The organism is Streptomyces sp. NTD91, assembly GCF_059510455.1.
This window is the reverse complement of the sequence record NZ_JCAJZW010000005.1, coordinates 20,290-39,446: the sequence shown is the minus strand read 5'-3', so window position 1 is coordinate 39,446 and position 19,157 is coordinate 20,290. Positions and strand designations below refer to the sequence as shown.

General features: G+C 72.5%; 12 protein-coding genes and 1 pseudogene. 6 read left to right on the top strand and 7 right to left on the bottom strand.

The window, feature by feature from the left end; translation table 11 throughout:
• Positions 1–32 precede the first annotated feature (32 nt).
• Complete coding sequence (locus AC5WRT_RS07655; protein WP_496100036.1) at positions 33–2,333, bottom strand: ATP-dependent DNA helicase UvrD2; 2,301 nt, start codon at positions 2,331–2,333, stop codon at positions 33–35.
• 124 nt (positions 2,334–2,457) lie between these two features.
• On the opposite strand from AC5WRT_RS07655, the gene AC5WRT_RS07650 reads away from it, so the two are divergent.
• From AC5WRT_RS07650 to AC5WRT_RS07635, 4 genes are read left to right on the top strand one after another with little or no spacing between them, the layout of a single operon-like run.
• Complete coding sequence (locus AC5WRT_RS07650; protein WP_496098193.1) at positions 2,458–2,715, top strand: mycoredoxin; 258 nt, start codon at positions 2,458–2,460, stop codon at positions 2,713–2,715.
• Positions 2,716–2,767: 52 nt separating this feature from the next.
• The gene (locus tag AC5WRT_RS07645) at positions 2,768–3,625 is read left to right on the top strand and encodes a phosphotransferase (protein WP_496098192.1); all 858 of its coding nucleotides are present in this window, start codon (positions 2,768–2,770) and stop codon (positions 3,623–3,625) included.
• A 28-nt stretch (positions 3,626–3,653) separates the two neighbouring features.
• Complete coding sequence (locus AC5WRT_RS07640) at positions 3,654–4,226, top strand: DUF6879 family protein (RefSeq protein WP_496098200.1); 573 nt, start codon at positions 3,654–3,656, stop codon at positions 4,224–4,226.
• Positions 4,208–4,660 carry a helix-turn-helix domain-containing protein gene (locus AC5WRT_RS07635; RefSeq protein WP_496098199.1) on the top strand — a complete coding sequence of 151 codons (453 nt, stop codon included), beginning with the start codon at positions 4,208–4,210 and terminating at the stop codon, positions 4,658–4,660. The genes AC5WRT_RS07640 and AC5WRT_RS07635 overlap by 19 nt, the downstream gene beginning before the upstream one ends.
• A 49-nt stretch (positions 4,661–4,709) precedes the next feature.
• Here AC5WRT_RS07635 and AC5WRT_RS07630 read toward each other — a convergent pair whose 3' ends face one another.
• A complete protein-coding gene (locus AC5WRT_RS07630; protein ID WP_496098191.1) occupies positions 4,710–5,294 on the bottom strand; it encodes a recombinase family protein in 585 nt (194 codons plus the stop codon).
• Positions 5,295–5,446: 152 nt separating this feature from the next.
• On the opposite strand from AC5WRT_RS07630, the pseudogene AC5WRT_RS07625 reads away from it, so the two are divergent.
• A pseudogene (locus AC5WRT_RS07625) lies at positions 5,447–5,542 on the top strand (NrdH-redoxin); the annotation flags it as partial.
• A gap of 127 nt (positions 5,543–5,669) precedes the next feature.
• On the opposite strand, the gene nudC reads toward AC5WRT_RS07625, so the two are convergent.
• The 5 genes from nudC to AC5WRT_RS07600 form a co-directional block, all read right to left on the bottom strand.
• Positions 5,670–6,614 (bottom strand): NAD(+) diphosphatase, encoded by a 945-nt coding sequence (nudC, locus tag AC5WRT_RS07620; RefSeq protein ID WP_496098190.1) that lies wholly within the window; start codon positions 6,612–6,614, stop codon positions 5,670–5,672.
• A gap of 139 nt (positions 6,615–6,753) precedes the next feature.
• Positions 6,754–8,157 carry a dipeptidase gene (locus tag AC5WRT_RS07615; RefSeq protein WP_496098189.1) on the bottom strand — a complete coding sequence of 468 codons (1,404 nt, stop codon included), beginning with the start codon at positions 8,155–8,157 and terminating at the stop codon, positions 6,754–6,756.
• 53 nt (positions 8,158–8,210) lie between these two features.
• On the bottom strand, positions 8,211–11,885 hold the full coding sequence (locus tag AC5WRT_RS07610) for an ATP-dependent helicase (protein WP_496100035.1): 3,675 nt from the start codon (positions 11,883–11,885) through the stop codon (positions 8,211–8,213).
• 114 nt (positions 11,886–11,999) lie between these two features.
• Positions 12,000–15,440 (bottom strand): ATP-dependent helicase, encoded by a 3,441-nt coding sequence (locus AC5WRT_RS07605; protein ID WP_496100034.1) that lies wholly within the window; start codon positions 15,438–15,440, stop codon positions 12,000–12,002.
• Positions 15,441–15,697: 257 nt separating this feature from the next.
• Positions 15,698–16,084: an MGMT family protein gene (locus AC5WRT_RS07600; RefSeq protein WP_496098186.1), complete on the bottom strand. Its 387-nt coding sequence runs from the start codon at positions 16,082–16,084 to the stop codon at positions 15,698–15,700.
• 177 nt (positions 16,085–16,261) lie between these two features.
• Here AC5WRT_RS07600 and AC5WRT_RS07595 point away from each other — a divergent pair, with 177 nt between their 5' ends.
• Positions 16,262–19,138 (top strand): lysylphosphatidylglycerol synthase domain-containing protein, encoded by a 2,877-nt coding sequence (locus AC5WRT_RS07595; protein WP_496098185.1) that lies wholly within the window; start codon positions 16,262–16,264, stop codon positions 19,136–19,138.
• The last annotated feature ends 19 nt before the right edge of the window (positions 19,139–19,157 follow it).

Sequence of the window (19,157 nt, the reverse complement as noted above, 5' to 3'; positions counted from 1 at the left end):
GAACCTATGGGGATTGCTGGGGGACGCGCAAACTATTTTTTCGACGAGTTCGCATCAGTCGTCCTCGTCGCCTGCCCCGTCTCGCGCCCTGCACAGATGGCCAGAACGTCCGGTCCGTAGCTGCGCAGCTTGCGGCTGAGGACGCCGGGGATGCGGGAGAGTTCGGCGGGGCTCTCCGGCCTCGCCTCGGCGATGGCCATGAGGGTGCGGTCGGTGAACACACAGAAATCGGGCTGTCCGGTGCGCTCGGCCTGGACCGCGCGCCACTCCCGCAGCCGTTCGTAGAGCCCTTCGTCCATGTCGGAGGGGCAGTCCTCACAGCGCATCAGCTTCATCTCACCCGCGTCGGTGAGGGTGCGGCCGCAGACCCGGCAGCGGGCGGGGGTGCGCTGGGCGCGCCGGGGGGCGGGGGTGGTGCGCCCGGCCGTCCCGCGCTCGACGCCTCCGGCCGTGGCGGTGCCGGTGCGGCCGACCGTGGCGGTGGTGCCGGGGCGCAGCCCGTCGAGGAAGCGGCTCGGTCTGCGGTTGGGCCGGCCGCCGGGCGAGCGGGACAGGGCCCAGGAAAGGTGCAGCCGTTCCCGCGCACGGGTGACGCCCACGTAGAGGAGCCGACGTTCCTCCTCGATCTGCTCGTCCGTTCTGGCGTAGGTGATGGGCAGCATGCCCTCGGCGACACCGACCAGGAAGACGACGTCCCACTCCAGTCCCTTGGCGGCGTGCAGGGAGGCGAGCGTGACGCCCTGGACGGTGGGGGCGTGCTGGGCGCCCGCCCGCTCGTCGAGTTCGGAGACGAAGTCACCGAGGGTGGCGCCGGGTCTGGCGGCGGCGAGGTCCTGGGCGAGGTTGACGAGGGCGGCGAGGGACTCCCAGCGCTCTCTGACGGCGCCGGAGCCGGCCGGGGGCTCGGTGGTCCAGCCTTCTCCGGACAGGACGGCACGCACCTGGGAGGGCAGGTCCACGGCGTCGTCCAGCAGGGAGTCGTTGCCGCCGAAGCGGGCCGCGCCGCGCAGGGCGATGCCGGCCTTGCGGATCTCGGGCCGATCGAAGAAGCGTTCGGCTCCGCGCAGCTGGTACGGGACGCCGGCGTCGGCGAGGGCCTGCTCGAAGGTCTCGGACTGGGCGTTCGTGCGGAACAGAACGGCGATCTCGGCGGCCGGGACGCCCGCGTCGATCAGTTCGCGGATGCGCCGTGCGGTGCCTTCGGCCTCGGCGGGCTCGTCCGTGTACTCGGTGTGGACCGGCTCGGGGCCCGGGGCGCGCTGGGAGATCAGTTCCAGCCGGTGGTCGGCGGCGCGGCCGCGGGCCTGGGCGAGCAGCCCGTTGGCGAGGTGCACGACCTGGGGGGTGGAGCGGTAGTCGCGGACGAGTTTGACGACGGTGGCGCCGGGGTGGCGGGCGCGGAAGTCGAGCAGGTGGTCGGGTGTTGCTCCGGTGAACGAGTAGATGGTCTGGCTGGCGTCGCCGACGACGCACAGGTTGTCGCGGTCCCCGAGCCACAGCTCCAGCAGCCGCTGTTGCAGCGGGCTGACGTCCTGGTACTCGTCGACGACGAAGTACTGGTACTGGGCGCGGACCTGTTCGGCGATGTCGTGCCGGTCCTGGAGGACGGCGACGGTGAGCAGCAGGACGTCCTCGAAGTCGATCACGCCGCGGTCGCGCTTGAGGTCTTCGTAGGCCGCGTAGAGGTGGGCGATCTCGGCGGGGGCGCGCGGGGCCTCGCGGCCGGCCTTCGCGGCCGCGTACGGGTAGTCGGCGGGGGTGGTCTGGGTGACCTTGGCCCATTCGATCTCGGCGGTGGCGTCGCGCAGCTCGCCCCGGTCCAGCCGGGTGCCGAGGCTCGCTGCCGCGTCGGCGACGAGTTGGATCTTGCGGTCGATGAGCCGGGGCATGCTGCCACCGATCGCTTTCGGCCAGAAGTACTGGAGCTGGCGCAGGGCGGCGGAGTGGAAGGTGCGGGCCTGGACGCCGTGGGCACCGAGCTGGCGGAGCCGGCCGCGCATCTCGCCGGCGGCGCGGTTGGTGAAGGTGACGGCGAGGACGCTGGAGGGCTGGAGGATGCCGGCGCGCACCCCGTAGGCGATGCGGTGGGTGATGGCGCGGGTCTTGCCCGTGCCCGCTCCGGCCAGGACGCACACCGGGCCGTGCAGGGCGGTGGCCACCGCTCGCTGCTCGGGGTCGAGCCCGTCGAGCACCGCGTCGGCGGAGTCCGGTGCCTGCGGGAAGAGGGTGGAGTGCGTTGCTGCTGTCACACCGCCATGCTGCCAGGTCGCCCGGGACTGCCGTGCCGGTTGTCCACAGGCAGGCGCAGATGGTCGTACTGATGCGGTCGGCATCACCGTGGCCTGTGGACATCCCGGGGCGCAGCGGCCGGGGATACCCCGGGTGGGAATGGCCGGCGGCTCGCGTACGTTCCTCCCCCTGGACGATTTTCCGAGCTGCCTGAGGAGCGCGAGAGACATGCAGGGCACTGTGACGATGTACAGCACGACTTGGTGCGGCTACTGCCGGCGGCTGAAGAGCCAGCTGGACCGGGAGGGCATCGCCTACACCGAGATCAACATCGAGCAGGACCCCGAGTCCGCCGCTTTCGTGGAGAAGGCGAACGGCGGAAACCAGACGGTCCCGACCGTCCAGGTAGTTCCCTCCACTGGTGGCGCCGAGGTCGTGATGACGAACCCGAGCCTTGCCCAGGTGAAGCAGGCGCTCGGCGTCTGACTCACATGACGCCCACGACCCCCGACCGGCCTGGCGCCGGATCGGGGGTTTTGTGTGCCCAGCCTGTACGAGGCGGCCTGGCGGTAGCGTGATCGGCATGACGACCGAGGACGAGGCGGACTGCGAGGCGCTGGTCGGAGGCATGGTGAACGCGGGCGCGGTCTTCCGCCGGGGTGCGTTGGTGGAACGCCCGGCACCGCACAACGCACACGCCCTCCATGCCCACCTCCTCGCGCTGAAAGAGCACGGCTTCGACGCGGCTCCGACTCCCGTGGGTCTGACTGCTGACGGTCGTGAGCAGCTGACCTTCATTCCTGGCGACGTCGCTCTGCCGCCGTTCCCGCCCTGGGTGCTGACAACAACCGCTCTCGAATCAGTGGGGATCCTGCTGCGCCGCCTGCATGGGGCCAGCGCGACCATCGCCGTCGACACAGACGTCGAATGGCCCCAGAACCTCGCCGACCCGGAGGGCGGAACGATGTTGTGCCACAACGACGTGTGCCCGGACAACGTCGTCTTCCGCGACGGTCGTGCCGCCGCCTTGATTGATTTCGACCTGGCGGCTCCGGGCCGTCCTCTCTGGGACGTGGCCATGGCCGCCCGCTACTGGGTTCCCATGCTTGATCCGGTATCCGCAGCTGTCCTGTATCCCGCCGGATTGGACGCGCCTGCACGGCTGCGGATCCTCGCCGACAGCTACGGCCTCTCGGCGGGAGAGCGCGCCGCATTGCCCGGCGTGATCGAACAGGCCACGGAGATCTGCCGGGCCTTCGTCGCCCGCCGCGTGGCTGACGGTGATCCTCTCTACCTCCAAGCGCTGGCCGACCGTGGCGGATGGGAACGCTGGGACCGCATGCAGGCCTGGCTGGCCGACCACCGCGAGACGTTCACTGTCGCGCTGCTGGACTGACGTGCTCGGGCGCTGATCCCCCTCTCACCTGCCGAGGACTGCCGGGGCCACACCGACGCCGGACACCAAGTGTGCGACTTTCCCGTTCTGGAAAGTCAGCGGTGAGGAGTTCGGCCGCCTCTTCGAGATCTTCGAGCGGACCGCGTTCCGGCTGGAGACGCTGGACGTGTACGACGTGGAAGAGGAGCAGGACGAAATCGCGCGGTTCCTCGCGGGCGAGGACATGGGCCCGGAGTGGGACGACAACCCATGGGTGCGCTCGATGACCGACAAGGGCAAGAGCGTGTCCCGCGTTCATGTCCTGCGCTCCCCTCTGACCGACTACCTCCGCTACGAGTTGTCGGCCTACCCCGGCAACATCAAGGCCGGGGAGTCCATCGGGATCATCGACCTTGCCGACCAGGAGTCGACCGGCCTGCCTGATCACGACTTCTGGCTCTTCGACGACCACGACGTGTACCGCATGCACTACACCCCCGAGGGCAAGTTCACCGGCGGTGAACTCCTGCCGGCCGAACGGCTCCCGGAGTACCAGGGTTACCGCGACCTGGCGCTCACCCGCGCCGTGCCGTTCGCGGCCTACTGGGAGCGGCATCACTGACCAAGGACTCAATCGGGAGAGCCCTGCGGGCACTGCGCGAAGCATCGGGACTGACCGGTGACGCGGTGGCCCGCAGCTCTTCCATGTCCGCCGGGAAGCTCTCGAAGATCGAGAACGGCCGGACCCTGCCCACCGTGCAAGACGTCGAGCTGATCGTGTCCGCGTTCGGAGTCTCGGAGGCGGTGAAGGAACAGTTCCTCGCCACTGCCCGAGCAGAGGCCACGGAGGCTACTGCCTGGCCCGTGCTGCGCCGCATGCCGGACTCCTTCAGGCCCGCCCTGAGGGACGGCGAGCACCGCGGCCGAGGCGTGCTGGATGGGGTGCCGTTCGAGCGACGTGCGCCTCTGTGCCTGCCTCTGTTGACTTGTCCCTGTGAGTCCAGGCAGGGGCAGGCATCGTGCGCCTGTCAGGCGGCGTTACACGCCCGTGCATGACAGCGGCCCCGGCGACACCGGCGCCTTTCTGTGTCGCTGTGCGCCTGCCTCAGGCACGCTCTCCGAGGTGGCGGTACAAGGTGGCCCGTGACACCCCGAGAGCCTTGGCGATGGCGCTCACGCTCTCGCCCTTCGCCTTCCTGGCACGGGCCACGGCGAGCACATCCTCGTCCACCACAGTCGGCCGTCCGCCGGTACGCCCCTGCGCCTTGGCTGCGTCCAGTCCTGCGCGGGTGCGCTCCTTGATGAGGCTGCGCTCGAACTCCGCCATGGCGCCGACCACCTGAAGCATGGGACGGCCGTCCGCCGTACCGGGGTCGATGTTGGCCAGCGCACCCGTGAGCACCTTGAACCCGATGCCCCGCTCTCGAAGAGTGTCGACCATGGTCACAAGGTCGATGAGGGACCGGGCGAAGCGGTCGAGCTTCCACACGCACAGGGTGTCGCCGGGTCTCGCGTAGTCGAGTGCGGCCGTGAGTTCTGGCCGGTTGGTGTTCTTCCCGCTGGCCTTGTCCTCGAAGATGCGGGCGCATCCTGCGGCCGTCAGCGCGTCGCGCTGAAGCTGTGCTTCCTGGTCGTCGGTGGAGACACGGGCATAACCGATGAGCTGGCCAGTGATCGTGTTCGTCGTCACGGCCGGGACTGTCTCAGAACTCGTCTCAATACGCCAAGCCTGGGACGGTTACCTACGGACAGACGGACCACACCAAGCGCCCTGGGCTTGTCGTTCACCCTTGCCCCTCCCCAAGACATGGGCAGCCCTCCCCGGCCGCGACAAGGTGAGAGGGAAGTCTCCAGACCGTCCCGACCGTACTCTTCGCGGACGGCACCACGCTGACGAACGCGTCGCTCGCCCAGGTGAAGCAGAAGCTCGCGGCCTGACGCTCTCGGGTGTCCGCGGTGATCACGGCCGAGCAGGGCGCATCGCAGCGGGTGCAGGGCGGCCCCTGACCGGATCGGGGGCCGCCCTGTCGTGTCCCGGCGCTGCCGCAGGTCGCACGAACGCGGATCACACGAAGCTGCGCGTCGGCAGCGGCTTGCCGTACCACATCTCGATCAGGCGGGCCGCGATGGAGATGCCGTAGGGCGGCAGCACCTCGCCGGACTCGAAGGCGTCGTGCAGTTCCTCGCGGGAGAACCAGCGGGCCTCGTGGATCTCGTCGCCGTCGACGTCGATCTCGGTCGAGGTGGCGTGGGCCATGAAGCCGAGCATCAGGCTGGAGGGGAAGGGCCAGGGCTGGCTGGCCACGTATTCCACGTCGCCCACGGTGACGCCGACCTCCTCGGCCACCTCGCGGCGCACGGCCTGCTCGATGGACTCGCCGGGTTCGACGAAGCCGGCGAGCGTGGAGAAGCGGCCCTCGGGCCAGTGGACCTGGCGGCCGAGCAGGATGCGGTCGTCCGCGTCGGTCACGGCCATGATCACGGCCGGGTCGGTGCGCGGGTAGTGCTCGGCGCCGCAGGCCGGGCAGCGGCGGATGTGACCGGCGGCGGCGATGACCGTGCGTTCGCCGCAGCGGGAGCAGAATCGGTGGGTGCGCTGCCAGTTCTCCAGGCCGACCGCGTGCACCATCAGTCCGATGTCGCGCGCCGACAGCAGCAGGCCGGCCTCCCGCAGCCCGGCGGGGCGTGCGGACTGGTCGATACGGCCGGGCAGCGAGTCCTTCTGCAACGCGAAATAGCTGACGCCTTCCTCGTCGATGCCGAGGAAGTAGCGGTGTGCCTCGGTGAGCGGGGCCTCGAACGAGGGGGTCATGACGAGTTCGGTCCGGCCGTCCGTCGTCTCGTCGATGAGCACCTGGCCGCCGGAGACCACGAAGCAGCGGGTCGTGGGGTGGCTCCACGCCGCGGCGAGCCAGGCCTCGTCGAGCCGGTGGTGGGCGGCACGGTCGATGCCGCTCGGGGCGGTGAGCGAGATGGGTCGGTCGGCTGTGTCGTCGGTCCAGGTGGTCACGGGTGCTTCCAACTCCCCCAGTGCGGCGGTTCGTTCGGCGGGCGGTTCGGCGGGACGTGGGCGGGAGGCCACCGGGCGGGGCGGGGCGGTCCTTCCAGTGTGCCCCGCGCACGGTGCCCTCCCGTACTGAGCCGGCCGGTCAGGGCTCGGTACGCCAGTGCTCGGCCAGGTCGCCCCAGAGGTAGGCGCTGGTCTCGACGCCTTTGAGGAGGAGGTCGAGCTCCACCTTCTCGTTCGGGGCGTGCCAGCCGTCGGAGGGGACGGAGATGCCCAGGAAAAGCACGGGGGCGTCGAGGACTTCCTGCAGGTCGGCGGCGGGTCCGGAGCCTCCCTCGCGGGTGAAGCGGACCGGTTTTTCGAAGGCCCGGCCCATGGCGCGGAGCACGGACTGCAGCGCGGGGTGGTCGAGCGGGGTCAGGCACGGGCGCGTGGCCGCGCCGAAGCGGATCTCGTGCCGGATCCCGGTGGGTACGTGCTCCTCGGCCCAGGCGCGGACGGCCTTCTCCAGGTGGTCGGGGTCCTGTCCGGCGACCATCCGGAAGGACAGCTTCACCATGGCCGAGGACGGGATGATCGTCTTGCTGCCGGGGCCCTGGTAGCCGCCGCCGATGCCGTTGACCTCGGCGGTCGGGCGGGCCCAGGTGCGTTCGAGGGTGCTGTATCCGGCCTCGCCGTGGGTGGCGCGGGACTTGGCGGTGTCCAGCCAGCGCTCCTCGTCGAAGGGCAGCTCGGCGAACAGCTCGCGCTCGCGTTCGGTCAGCTCGACGATGCCGTCGTAGAAGCCGGGGATCGCCACCCGCGCGTGCTCGTCGTGCAGGGCGGCGACCAGGCGGGCGGTCGCGGTGGCCGGGTTGGGTACGGCGCCGCCGAAGGAGCCGGAGTGGATGTCCTGGTCGGGGCCGTACAGACGGATCTCGCACTCGGCGAGGCCGCGCATGCCGGTGCAGACGGTCGGGGTGTCCGCGGACCACATGCCGGTGTCGGAGACGATCACGGCGTCGGCGGCGAGCCGTGCCGCGTGCTCCTCGACCAGGGCGCGGAAGTGCGGGGAGCCGGACTCCTCCTCGCCCTCGATCAGCAGCTTCAGGTTGACCGCGGGGGCCGTGCGGCCGGTGGCGGCGAGGTGGGCGCGGACGCCGAGTGTGTGGAAGAACACCTGGCCCTTGTCGTCTGCCGCCCCGCGCGCGTAGAGGCGGTTTCCGCGGACGACCGGTTCGAAGGGCTCGCTGTCCCAGCCGTCCTCGCGGGCAGCGGGCTGCACGTCGTGGTGGCCGTAGACGAGGACGGTGGGCGCCTGGGGGTCGTCCGAGGGCCACTCGGCGAACACGGCCGGGGCGCCGGGGGTCTGCCAGATCTCGGCGGTCGGGAAGCCGGTCTCCCCGAGTTTGGCGACGAGCCAGTCGGCGCTGCGCCGTACGTCCGGCGCGTGGTCGGGCTGGGCCGACACGGAGGGGATGCGCAGCCATGCGGCGAGGTCGTCGAGGAAGGCGGCGCGGTGCTGCTCGATGTACGTACGGACGGCGCTGTCCGGGGTCTGGCTCATGCTCACGAGCCTATCGGCCCGCACCGACATCCTCGGCGGGCGGTTCGTCACACTCAGACCGCCCGGTGTGCCGTTTCGGGGTCTTCCCCTCCGGGGTCGTCGCCGAGAAGCCGTTCCAGGGCGGACCGGTCCGGCAGGTCCCGCGGCCGTGCCACCTCGCCGGTGCGTACGTACAGGAAGGCGGCCGTGACGGACTCGGGCGGGACGCCCTGCTGCTCGGCCCAGGCCAGCCGGTACACGGCGAGCTGGAGCGGGTCGGCGCTGCGGGTGCGGCCGGTCTTCCAGTCGACGATCTCGTAGGTGGCCCGGTCGCCGTCGCCGTGCTTGTAGACGGCGTCGATGCGGCCCCGTACGACGCGGCCGGCGAGGATCAGCTGGAAGGGCGCCTCGACCCGGTAGGGGGTGCGCCGGGCGTACTCGGTGCGTTCGAAGGCTTCCTTCAGGGTCTCCAGGTCCTGTTCGTCGGCGATCGCGGCGTCGCTGCCGGGCAGCTCGTCCGGTTCCAGCAGGGGCAGTGTCAGCTCCTCGAAGCGTGATTCGACCCAGGCGTGGAACCGGGTGCCCCGGCGCGCGGCCGGTTGCGGGGGGCGTGGCATGGGGCGCGCGAGTTCCTGTGCGAGCCCGTCGGGGTCCTCGGCCAGGCGCAGCAGCTGGGACGCAGTGAGCGTGGCGGGCAGCGGGACGTCGGTGACGGCCTGCCGGGCGCGCAGCAGCTCTCCGGTGAGCGCGTCCAGGTCGCGGTCCCAGGAGGCGACGGTACGGGCCTCCTCGGGGGTGAGGTGGGCCGGGTGCCGGGGCTCGGCGGGGTGCTCGCGGTGGCCCGGGGCGGGCGCCTGGTGCGGGACGGTGGGCCGGCCGGCTCCCCAGCCGTCCCGTTCGGCCGGTCCGTCCGGGGCGGGGGTGAACGTGGCGTACGACGGTTCCTCGTCGGCGACGGCGGTCGCGGTGCCGGCGGTGGTCTCGTCGGCCGGTCCGTCCGTGCCGCCGTCTTGGTACGGCAGGTCGTCGTACGGGAAGCCGGTGTCGGCGTACGGGTCGTCGCCGTACGGAAAGCAACCCTCCGCGTACGGATCGTCGTCGTAGGGGTCGTCGTCCGGGGGCGGGGGCCAGTCCGGGTCGTCGAGGGTGGCGGGGGCGGGGGCGGCCGGCGGGTGGTCGGCGCCGCGGGCGGCGAGGGCGTCCAGGTGGGCGAGGACGGTCTCGGCGGCGGCCCGGCGGCGGGCCAGCGCGGCGGCGTCCAGCGGCAGCGGCCACGCCTGGTCGGCGCCGGCCGTGTGCAGGGCGGGGTTCTCCTCGTCGTCGGCGGGCTGCTCGGCCCACGCCTCGATCTCGCCGTGCCCGGCGACGCAGTGGTCGTGCAGGGCCCGGAGGAAGTCGGAGGGACCGCGCGGCTTCTTCTGGCTGGGCCCCCACCAGTGGCCGGAGCCGAGCAGCAGGGAGCGGGGTCGGGTGAAGGTGACGTAGCCGAGGCGGAGTTCCTCGGTGTGCTGGTGGTCCTTCATGGCCTCGTGGAAGGCCTTCATGCCGCGCGCGTCCCAGCTGTCGACGTCGGGCAGGGTGTCGCTGTCGCCGCGCAGGGCGTGCGGCACCACCTTGGCCTGCGCCGTCCACTTCTCGCGGCTCTGCGCGCTGGGGAACGTTCCCTTGACCAGCCCGGGAACCGCTACGACGTCCCACTCCAGTCCCTTGGACCTGTGGGCGGTGAGCACCTTGACGGTGTTCTCGCCGCCGGGGAGGGCGTTGTCGAGGCCCTTCTCGTACTGCGCGGCGGTGCGCAGGAACCCGAGGAAGGCGAGGAGGGTGGCCTCCGCGTCGCTCGCCGCGAAGGAGGCCGCGACGTCGAGGAAGTTGGACAGCGTTTCGCGGCGGCGGGCGGCGAGGGCGTGGGGGGATGCCGACAGCTCCACCTCCAGCCCGGTGACGGCGAGGACGCGGTGCAGGACGTCCATCAGCGGGTCGGACAGCGAGCGGCGCAGGTCGCGCAGCTCGGCGGCCAGGCGGGCGAAGCGTACGCGCGCATCCGGCGAGAACGGCAGCCCGTCGTCGTCCGCCTCGGCGTCCATGGGCGCTTCGAGGAAGGTGTCGAGGGCGTCCGCGAGCGATATCACCTCGGCCGGGTCGACGCCTTCGACGGCGGCGGCGAGCCGGCGGTCCGGGTCGTCGGTGCCGTCCATGCGCGCGTGGGCGACCAGCAGGCGGGCGCGGCGGCCCAGCAGGGCGAGGTCGCGGGGGCCGATGCGCCAGCGCGGGCCGGTCAGCAGGCGTACCAGGGAGGCGTTGGCACCGGGGTCCTGCAGGACCTCGCAGACCGCGACGAGGTCGGCGACCTCGGGCAGGTGCAGCAGTCCGGACAGGCCGACCACCTCGACGGGGACGTCCCGGGCCACGAGGGCGCCCTGGATCCCGGCGAAGTCGGTCGCCGTACGGCACAGTACGGCGATCTCGCCGGGGGGCGTACCGGTGCGCACGAGGTGCGCGACGGAGTCGGCGAGCCAGTCGAGTTCCTCGGCGTGTGTGCGCAGCAGGGCGCAGCGGACCGTGCCGTCGTACTCGGCGCCGGTGGCCGCACGCAGGGCCTCAACGCCCGTGTGCATGGCGCGCAGCGGCTCGGCCAGGCCGTTGGCGAGGTCGAGGAGGCGGCCGCCGCTGCGACGGTTCTCGCTGAGCGCCTGCCGGGTGGCGGGACGACCGTCGGCGTGTGCGAAGTGCGTGGGGAAGTCGTCCAGGTTGGCGACGGATGCGCCGCGCCAGCCGTAGATCGCCTGGCAGGGGTCGCCGACCGCGGTGACGGGATGGCCCGTGCCGCCGCCGAAGAGGCCTGCCAGCAGGACGCGCTGGGCCACGGAGGTGTCCTGGTACTCGTCCAGGAGGACCACGCGGAACTCCTTGCGCAGCAGCCGGCCGACCTCGGGGATGCGGGCGAGGCGGGCGGACAGGGCGATCTGGTCGCCGAAGTCGAGCAGGTCGCGCTCGCGCTTGGTCTTCCGGTAGCGGCGGACGAGGTCGGCCAGTTCGCGGCGGGCGGCGGCCGTCTCGGGGACCCTGCGCAGGTCGGCGTTGGTGAGCCTGGTGCCCTCGAGGGTGTGGAGCAGATCCGCGTCCCAGGCGCGCAGCTCCTCGGGGTCGACGAGGTGTTCGGCGAGTTCGGAGTCGAGGGCCAGCAGGTCGCTGACCAGGTCGGCGAAGGACCGGGTCAGAGCGGGGTAGGGGCCGGGGGCCTCGCGGAGCACGCGCGCGGCGAGCTGGTAGCGGGTGGCGTCGGCGAGGAGCCGGGAGGTGGGCTCCAGGCCGAGGCGCAGGCCGTGGTCGGTGAGAAGGCGGCCGGCGAAGGCGTGGTAGGTCGAGATGAGCGGCTCGCCCGGGGGGTTCTCCGGGTCCGGCCAGAAGGCGTCCGCCCCAAGCGGTGTCGTTGCGGGGTGGTGGTCGGGCGAGGGGAGGGGGTCCGGGTCGGTGACGCCGGCCTTGATCAGCGCTTTGCGGACGCGTTCGGCCAGCTCACCGGACGCCTTGTTGGTGAAGGTCAGGCCGAGGACCTGTTCGGGGGCGACCTGGCCGGTGCCGACCAGCCAGACGACGCGGGCGGCCATCACGGTGGTCTTGCCCGACCCGGCTCCGGCCACGATCACCTGCGGGGCGGGCGGCGCGGTGATGCAGGCCGTCTGCTCCGGGGTGAACGGGATGCCGAGGAGCTCTTTGAGCTGCTCGGGGTCGGTGATACGGGCGGGCATGTCGAAAGAGGCTAGCGGCGGCCACTGACAGTGGAGGACGAATCCATCCGCCGGGCAGGAAGAAGCGCAGGTCAGTCCGTGTGGTGCCGTACGTCACCCGGGCATCGGCGGCCCTCACTCGACCACGTGGCGCCCCTCGGGCCGGGCGCTGCACGAGGCGCGGAACGCGCAGTGCGCGCAGTGCTGGCCGGTGTTCGGTGTGAACCGCTCGTCGAGGACCTTGCCGGCGGCGGTGGCCAGCAGTTCGCCGACCCACTCCCCCGGCAGCGGCTCCTGGGTCTGCACCTTGGGCAGGCTCTCGCCGCCGTCGCGCTTGGCGGCGCCCTGTCTGAGGTGGACCAGTTCGGCGCCGCCGGGTTCGGGGCGTACGCCGTCGAAGGCCTCGTCGACGGCGCCTTCGCGGACGGCGAGCTGGTAGACGGCGAGCTGGGGGTGGCGGGCGACCTCGGCGGCGCTGGGTGCCTGTTTGCCGGTCTTGAAGTCCACCACGTAGGCGCGGCCCTCGCCGTCCGTCTCCACGCGGTCCATCTGGCCGCGGATGCGTACCTGGTAGTCGCCCGCTTCCAGGGTGACGTCGAAGTCCTGCTCGCTCGTCACCGGGGTGCGCCCGGTGCGGTCCAGCACATGCCAGTTCACGAAGCGTTCGAGTGCCGCGCGCGCGTTGTCCTTCTCCTGCCGGGACTTCCAGGGCGCGTCGAAGGCGAGCGCGTTCCACACCGAGTCCAGGCGTTCCATGAGGACGTCGAGGTCGGCCGGGCTGCGGCCGGAGGCGACCTCGTCGGCGAGGACGTGGACGACGTTGCCGAAGCCCTGCGCGGTGGTGGCAGGGGCGTCGGCCTTCACCTCGCGGCCGAGGAACCATTGCAGCGCACAGGTGTTGGCGAGCTGGTCGAGGGCGCTGCCGGAGAGCACGACCGGCCGGTCGCGGTGGCGCAGCGGCACCTTGCTCTCGGTCGGGTCGTACATGCCCCACCAGCGGTAGGGGTGCGCGGACGGCACCAGCGGGCGGCCGTCCTCGTCGGTGAGGGCGGCGAGCCGGGCCAGGCGGCGGGCGGCGGCCTCGCGCAGGGCGGCGGACGCGCGCGGGTCGACGGTGGTGGCGCGCAGCTCGGCGACGAGCGCGGTCACCGAGAGCGGGCGGCGGGGGCGGCCGGTGACGTCCTTCGGCTCGACGCCCAGTTCGGTGAGGAAGCGGGACGGCTGGTCGCCGTCGTCGGCCGGTGCCTTCACGGCGGTGACGACGAGGCGTTCGCACGCGCGTGTGGCGGCCACGTAGAACAGCCGGCGCTCCTCGGCGAGCAGCGCGCCCGGGGTGAGCGGTTCGGCCAGTCCGTCCCGTCCGATGCGGTCGGCCTCGAGGAGTGAGCCGCGGCGGCGCAGATCGGGCCACAGCCCCTCCTGGACGCCGGCGACGACGACCAGCCGCCACTGCAGGCCCTTGGAGCGGTGCGCGGTCATCAGGCGGACGGCGTCGGGGCGTACCGCGCGGCGGGTGAGCGTGTCGGCGGCGATGTCCTCGGCCTCGATCCCCGCCAGGAAGTTGAGCGCCCCGCGGCCTCCGGTGCGCTCCTCCGCACGGGCGGCGGTGGCGAACAGCGCGCACACGGCGTCCAGGTCCCGGTCGGCGTTGCGGCCGGCCGCGCCGCCGCGCCGGGCGGACCGCTCCAGACGTGCCGGCCAGGGCGTGCCCTGCCACAGGTCCCACAGCGCCTCCTCGGCCGTACCGCCGCCCGCGAGGCGTTCGCGGGCCTTGCGGAGCAGCGCGCCGAGGCGTTGCGCCCCGCGCGCGTACGCCGGGTCGTGCACCGCCAGGCGTTCGGGTTCGGCGAGCGCGCGTGCGAGCAGGACGTCGGACGGCGGCGGCAGCGGGTTCCCGGCCGCCCGCTCCTCCTCGCGCAGGGCACGCCCGAGGCGGCGCAGGTCGGCCGGGTCGGTGCCGGCGAGGGGCGAGGCGAGCAGGGTGAGCGCGGTCTCCGTGTCGAGCCAGGAGCAGGAGCGGTCCGGGGCCGGCTCGGCGCTGTCCTCGGGGGCAGTGGTGCCGGGAGCGGCGTACGGGGCGGCGGCTTCTGCGGTGGCCTCTTCGGAGGCGGCTTCCCCGGGTTCCTGCGACGGGCCTTCGCTCTCGGGGCGGCCCGGGGCTGTGTGCTCCTCGTGGAGGCGGACCTCGGCCGCGGCCACCGCACGCAGGGCCGTCAGCAGCGGGGCCACCGCCGGTTCGTGGCGCAGGGGCAGGTCGTCCCCGTCGATGTCCAGCGGGACGCCGGCGGCGGTGAGGGCGCGGCGCAGCGTGGGCAGGCTGCGGGAGCCGGCCCTGACCAGGACGGCCATGTCACTCCAGGCGACGCCGTCCTCGAGGTGTGCGCGGCGCAGGACGTCCGCGATGTTGTCCAGTTCCGTACCGGCCGTCGGGTACGTGTAGACCTCGACGCGGCCCCCGTCCCGTACGGCGGCCGGCTCGCGGTGGGCGCGGACCTTGTCGGCGGGCAGCCGGGTCAGCGGCATGCGCTGGGTGATCACGCGGGTGGCGGCCAGCAAGGCGGCGCCGGACCGGCGGCAGGTGCGCAGCACCTCCACGGGAGCGGGACGGCCGTCCGCGCGCGGGAAGGCCGCCGGGAAGCCGAGGATGCCGTTCACGTCGGCACCCCGGAAGGCGTAGATCGACTGGTCGGGGTCGCCGAAGGCGAGCAGGGTACGGCCGCCGCCGGCCAGCGCGTGCAGGAGCCGCACCTGGGCGGGGTCGGTGTCCTGGTACTCGTCGACGTACACCGCGTCGTACCGGGCGGCGAGCCGTACGGCGTTTTCGGGGCGGCGGGCGAGCAGGACCGCGCGGTGGACCAGTTCCGCGTAGTCGATCACGCCCTGCATGTCGAGCACGTCGAGATACTCGGCGAGGAACGCGGCGGCGGCGCGCCAGTCGGGGCGGCCGATGCGGCGGGCGAAGGCGTCGAGCGCGTCGGGGCCGAGGCCCAGTTCACGGCTGCGGGCGAGAACCGCGCGCACCTCGTCGGCGAAGCCGCGCGTGGTCAGGCAGGCGCGCAGTTCGTCGGGCCAGCGCACGCGCCCCGGTGCGAGCCGCTGCAGTTCGGGCTGCCCGGCGAGCAGCTCGCGGACGGTGACGTCCTGCTCGGGGCCGGAGAGCAGCCGTAGGGGCTCGGCGAACAGACCGCTGTCCTGGTGGGCGCGCACCAGCGCGTAGCAGTACGAGTGGAAGGTGGTCGCCCGGGGCGCGCGGGCGGCGCCGATGCGCAGGGCCATGCGGTCGCGGAGGTCGACGGCGGCCCTGCGGCTGAAGGTCAGCACCAGGATGCGGTCGGGGTCGGCGCCGCGGGCGATCCGCGCGGCCACGGACTCGACGAGGGTGGTCGTCTTGCCGGTGCCGGGACCGGCGAGGACGAGGAGGGGGCCGTCGCGGTGGTCAACCACGGCGCGCTCTGCCGCGTCCAGACGAGGGGGAGCCACAGTGGCCGGCGGGGTCCGGACCAGCCGGTAGGCGCCACGACTCCCCTGCTGCACCGGGGGGTGCGGCAGTCGCCTGGTGGTGGAGGAGGAGCTCACGTGATCGGCCGGTCCTGGTGTGCGTGCTGGTGGGCGGGCGGTCACGCGTGCGTGACGGTGGCCGCGGGGTGAGCGGGACACGTGCAGCTGACGCTACGCCGCCGCCCCGGCCGGAAGCAGAGGTTCCGCTTCTTCCCTCGGGGCGCTCCGGCCACGCCTGTCCCACATCCCTCGAACGTACGTCATGCCACGGATGTCCCCCACGTCACCCGTACGGGCTATGGGCTCTCGCCGAGGGCATCGGATGGCGGAAGCTGTCAGGTGTGACCCTCCGCGCCCGCCTCGCCGTCCCACCGGGCCCGCCGCATGTCGAGCCGCGGCAGATGCCCCTCGGCGCTCCTGGCCGCCTCCTTCAGCGGCGTGCCCTCGGCGCGGTAGTGGGCGAGCGCGCGCAGTTCGTGGCCGGGCAGCAGAACCCCGTCGGCCCGTACGACCCGCCACCACGGGACGGCGCCGCCGTAGAGGGACATCACCCGGCCGACCTGGCGCGGTCCCCCTTCCCCGAGCCATTCGGCGACATCGCCGTACGTCATGACCCGCCCCGGCGGGATCCGCTCGGCGACCTCGAGGACCCGCTCGGGGTACTCCGGAAGCGCGTCCGCGTACTCCGCGCGGATGTGCGTCTGCTCGCTCATTCGCTCCATCCTGCCGCACCCCACCGACATCGCGGCGCGGGCGGCGGGCAACGGCCCTCTCGCTCCCGGACGGCGCTTGGGGCAGACTGTGCGCCCGCGCATCCGCACCCTGATGCCCGCGAGTGCCGGTACGGCATGCCACCATCGTGCGGGCGGTGACTGGTGATACGAGACCAAGAAGAGACCATGAAGCAGCAGGGCGTGCACCCCGAAGGCGCGGCGGGCACCCCTGATGCCGCAGCGCGCCCGGGCACCGCCGGCGGCACGGCCGGCAGCACTGGCGCCGCGCGGCAGGACACCGGTCCGGGCAATGACACCGACGCCGGCTCACGCGCGCGTGACCACGGATCGGCCGACGACGACGGCACGCGCGCGCGTGAGGACCGCCACAACGGCGGCGACGGCACCGACGGGGCGCACGTCCCGGAGAACGCGACCTCCGACCGCGGTCAGGGCGCGGACGACGATCCGCACGCCGAGGCCGTCGAGGGCGACGAGCCACTGCTCCCCGCGCGTGTGCATCGCCCCTCCGACCTCATGCGGCTTCTGGTCGGCCTGTTCGCCATCGTGGTGCTGCTCGCGATCGCCGCGTTCGCGCACGGCACCACCTCGGGCTTCGAACAGGACATCAACAAGGGCACCGGTCAGGCCCCCGACCTGCTCATCAAGATCGCAGGTCTGGCGTCCAGCATTGCCATCCTGCTCGTGCCGGTCGCCTTCGCGATCGAACGGCTGATCAAACGCGACGGTCTGCGCATCGCCGACGGCGTCCTCGCGGCGGTCCTCGCCCACGGGGTGACCCTGGCCACCGATCTGTGGGTCGCCCGGGCCGCCCCGGGCTCGATCCAGGAGGCGCTCACCCAGCCGTCCCCGAGTGACCTGCATGCCCTGACCGACCCCGTGCACGGCTATCTGGCCCCCGTCATCGCCTATATGACGGCCGTCGGCATGTCCCGCAGACCCAGATGGCGCGCCGTGCTGTGGATCGTCCTGCTGCTCGACGCGTTCTCGATGCTGGTCACCGGCTACACGACCCCCTTCTCGATCATCCTGACGGTGCTGATCGGCTGGGCCGTCGCCTACGGCACGCTGTACGCGGTCGGCTCCCCCAATGTGCGCCCGACCGGGCAGACCCTCATGGCGGGCCTGCGGCACGTCGGCTTCCGCCCGGTCAGCGCGGCCCGCGAGGAGACCGTGGAGTCGGAGAACGGCGACCGCGGCCGCCGCTACTTCGTCACGCTGGAGGACGGCCCACCACTCGACGTCACGGTCGTCGACCGGGAACAGCAGGCCCAGGGCTTCTTCTACCGCGCGTGGCGCAATCTCACCCTGCGGGGCTTCGCCACCCGCTCCAGCCTCCAGTCGCTGCGCCAGGCGCTGGAACAGGAGGCGCTGCTGGCGTACGCGGCCATCGCGGCCGGCGCCAACGCACCCAAGCTGATCGCCACCTCCGAACTCGGCCCCGACGCCGTCATGCTCGTCTACGAGCACACCGGCGGGCGCACGCTGGACTCGCTGGCCGACGAGGAGATCACCGACGAGCTGCTGCGCAGGACCTGGCTCCAGGTGCAGGCGCTGCAGTCGCGGCGCATCGCCCACCGCAGGCTCGCGGGCGACGCGATTCTGGTGGATCGTTCCGGCACCGTGATCCTCGCCGAACTGCGCGGCGGCGAGATCGCGGCCGGTGAGCTGCTGCTGCGCATGGACGTGGCCCAACTGGTCACGACGCTCGGCCTGCGGGTCGGCGCGGAGCGGGCGGTGGGCTCGGCGGTCCGTGTGCTCGGTCCCGACGCGGTCGCCGACTGCCTGCCGCTGCTCCAGCCGATCGCCCTGACGCGCTCCACGCGCGCGACCCTGCGCAAACTGGCCCGGGAGCAGGCCGAGCGCGAGCGGGAGGCGGTGCTGGAGGCCTCCCGGCATACCAGGCAGGCACGTCCGGAGGAAACCGGTGCCCAGGGCACGGACGCCCTCGGAAAGGCCGACAAGAAGGCCGTTCGCGCGCAGGCGCGGGCCGAGAAGCGAGCCATCGACGAGGCCCTGGAGGAAGCGCGTGAGGAGGACCTGCTCACGCAGATCCGCCACGAGGTGCTGCGGATCAGGCCGCAGGCGCCGGTGGAGCCGGCCCGGCTGGAGCGGGTGCGGCCGCGGACGCTGATCAGCTTCATCGCCGGTGCCATCGGCGCGTACTTCCTGCTGACACAGCTCACTCACATCGAGTTCGGGCCGCTCGTCGCGAACGCCCAGTGGGGCTGGGTCGCGGCGGCCGTGCTGTTCTCGGCGCTCAGCTATGTGGCGGCGGCGATGCAGCTTCTCGGGTTCGTCCCCGAACGAGTGCCGTTCCTGCGGGCCGTGGCAGCACAGGTGGCCGGCTCGTTCGTGAAGATCGTGGCACCGGCGGCGGTCGGCGGTGTGGCCCTGAACACGCGGTATCTGCAGCGCGCGGGCGTCCGGCCGGGGCTCGCGGTGGCGAGCGTGGGTGCCTCGCAACTGGCCGGGCTCGGCTTCCACATCCTGATGCTGCTGTCCTTCGGCTATCTCACCGGCACCGAGAAGACGCCGTCCCTGTCACCGTCCCGGACGGTCATCGCGGGCCTGTTGACGGTGGCGGTGCTGGTGCTCGTCGCGACGTCCGTGCCGTTCCTGCGGAAATTCGTCGTCACGCGCGTGCGGTCTCTTTTCGCCGGTGTCGTGCCCCGCATGCTCGACGTCCTGCAGCGGCCGCAGAAACTGATCACCGGCATCGGCGGCATCCTGCTGCTGACGTTCTGCTTCGTGATGTGCCTGGACGCCTCCATCCGGGCGTTCGGCGACGGCTCGGCCTCGCTCAGCATCGCGAGTGTCGCGGTGGTGTTCCTCGCCGGCAACGCCCTCGGATCCGCGGCGCCCACCCCGGGCGGCGTGGGCGCCGTCGAAGCGACCCTGACCGTCGGCCTGATCGCCGTCGGCCTGCCCAAGGAGGTCGCCGCCCCGGCCGTCCTGCTGTACCGCCTGCTGACGCTGTGGCTGCCGGTGCTGCCGGGCTGGCTCGCCTTCAACCAGCTCACCCGCAAGGGAGCCCTGTAAGGCAGGTGGCGGGCGTACC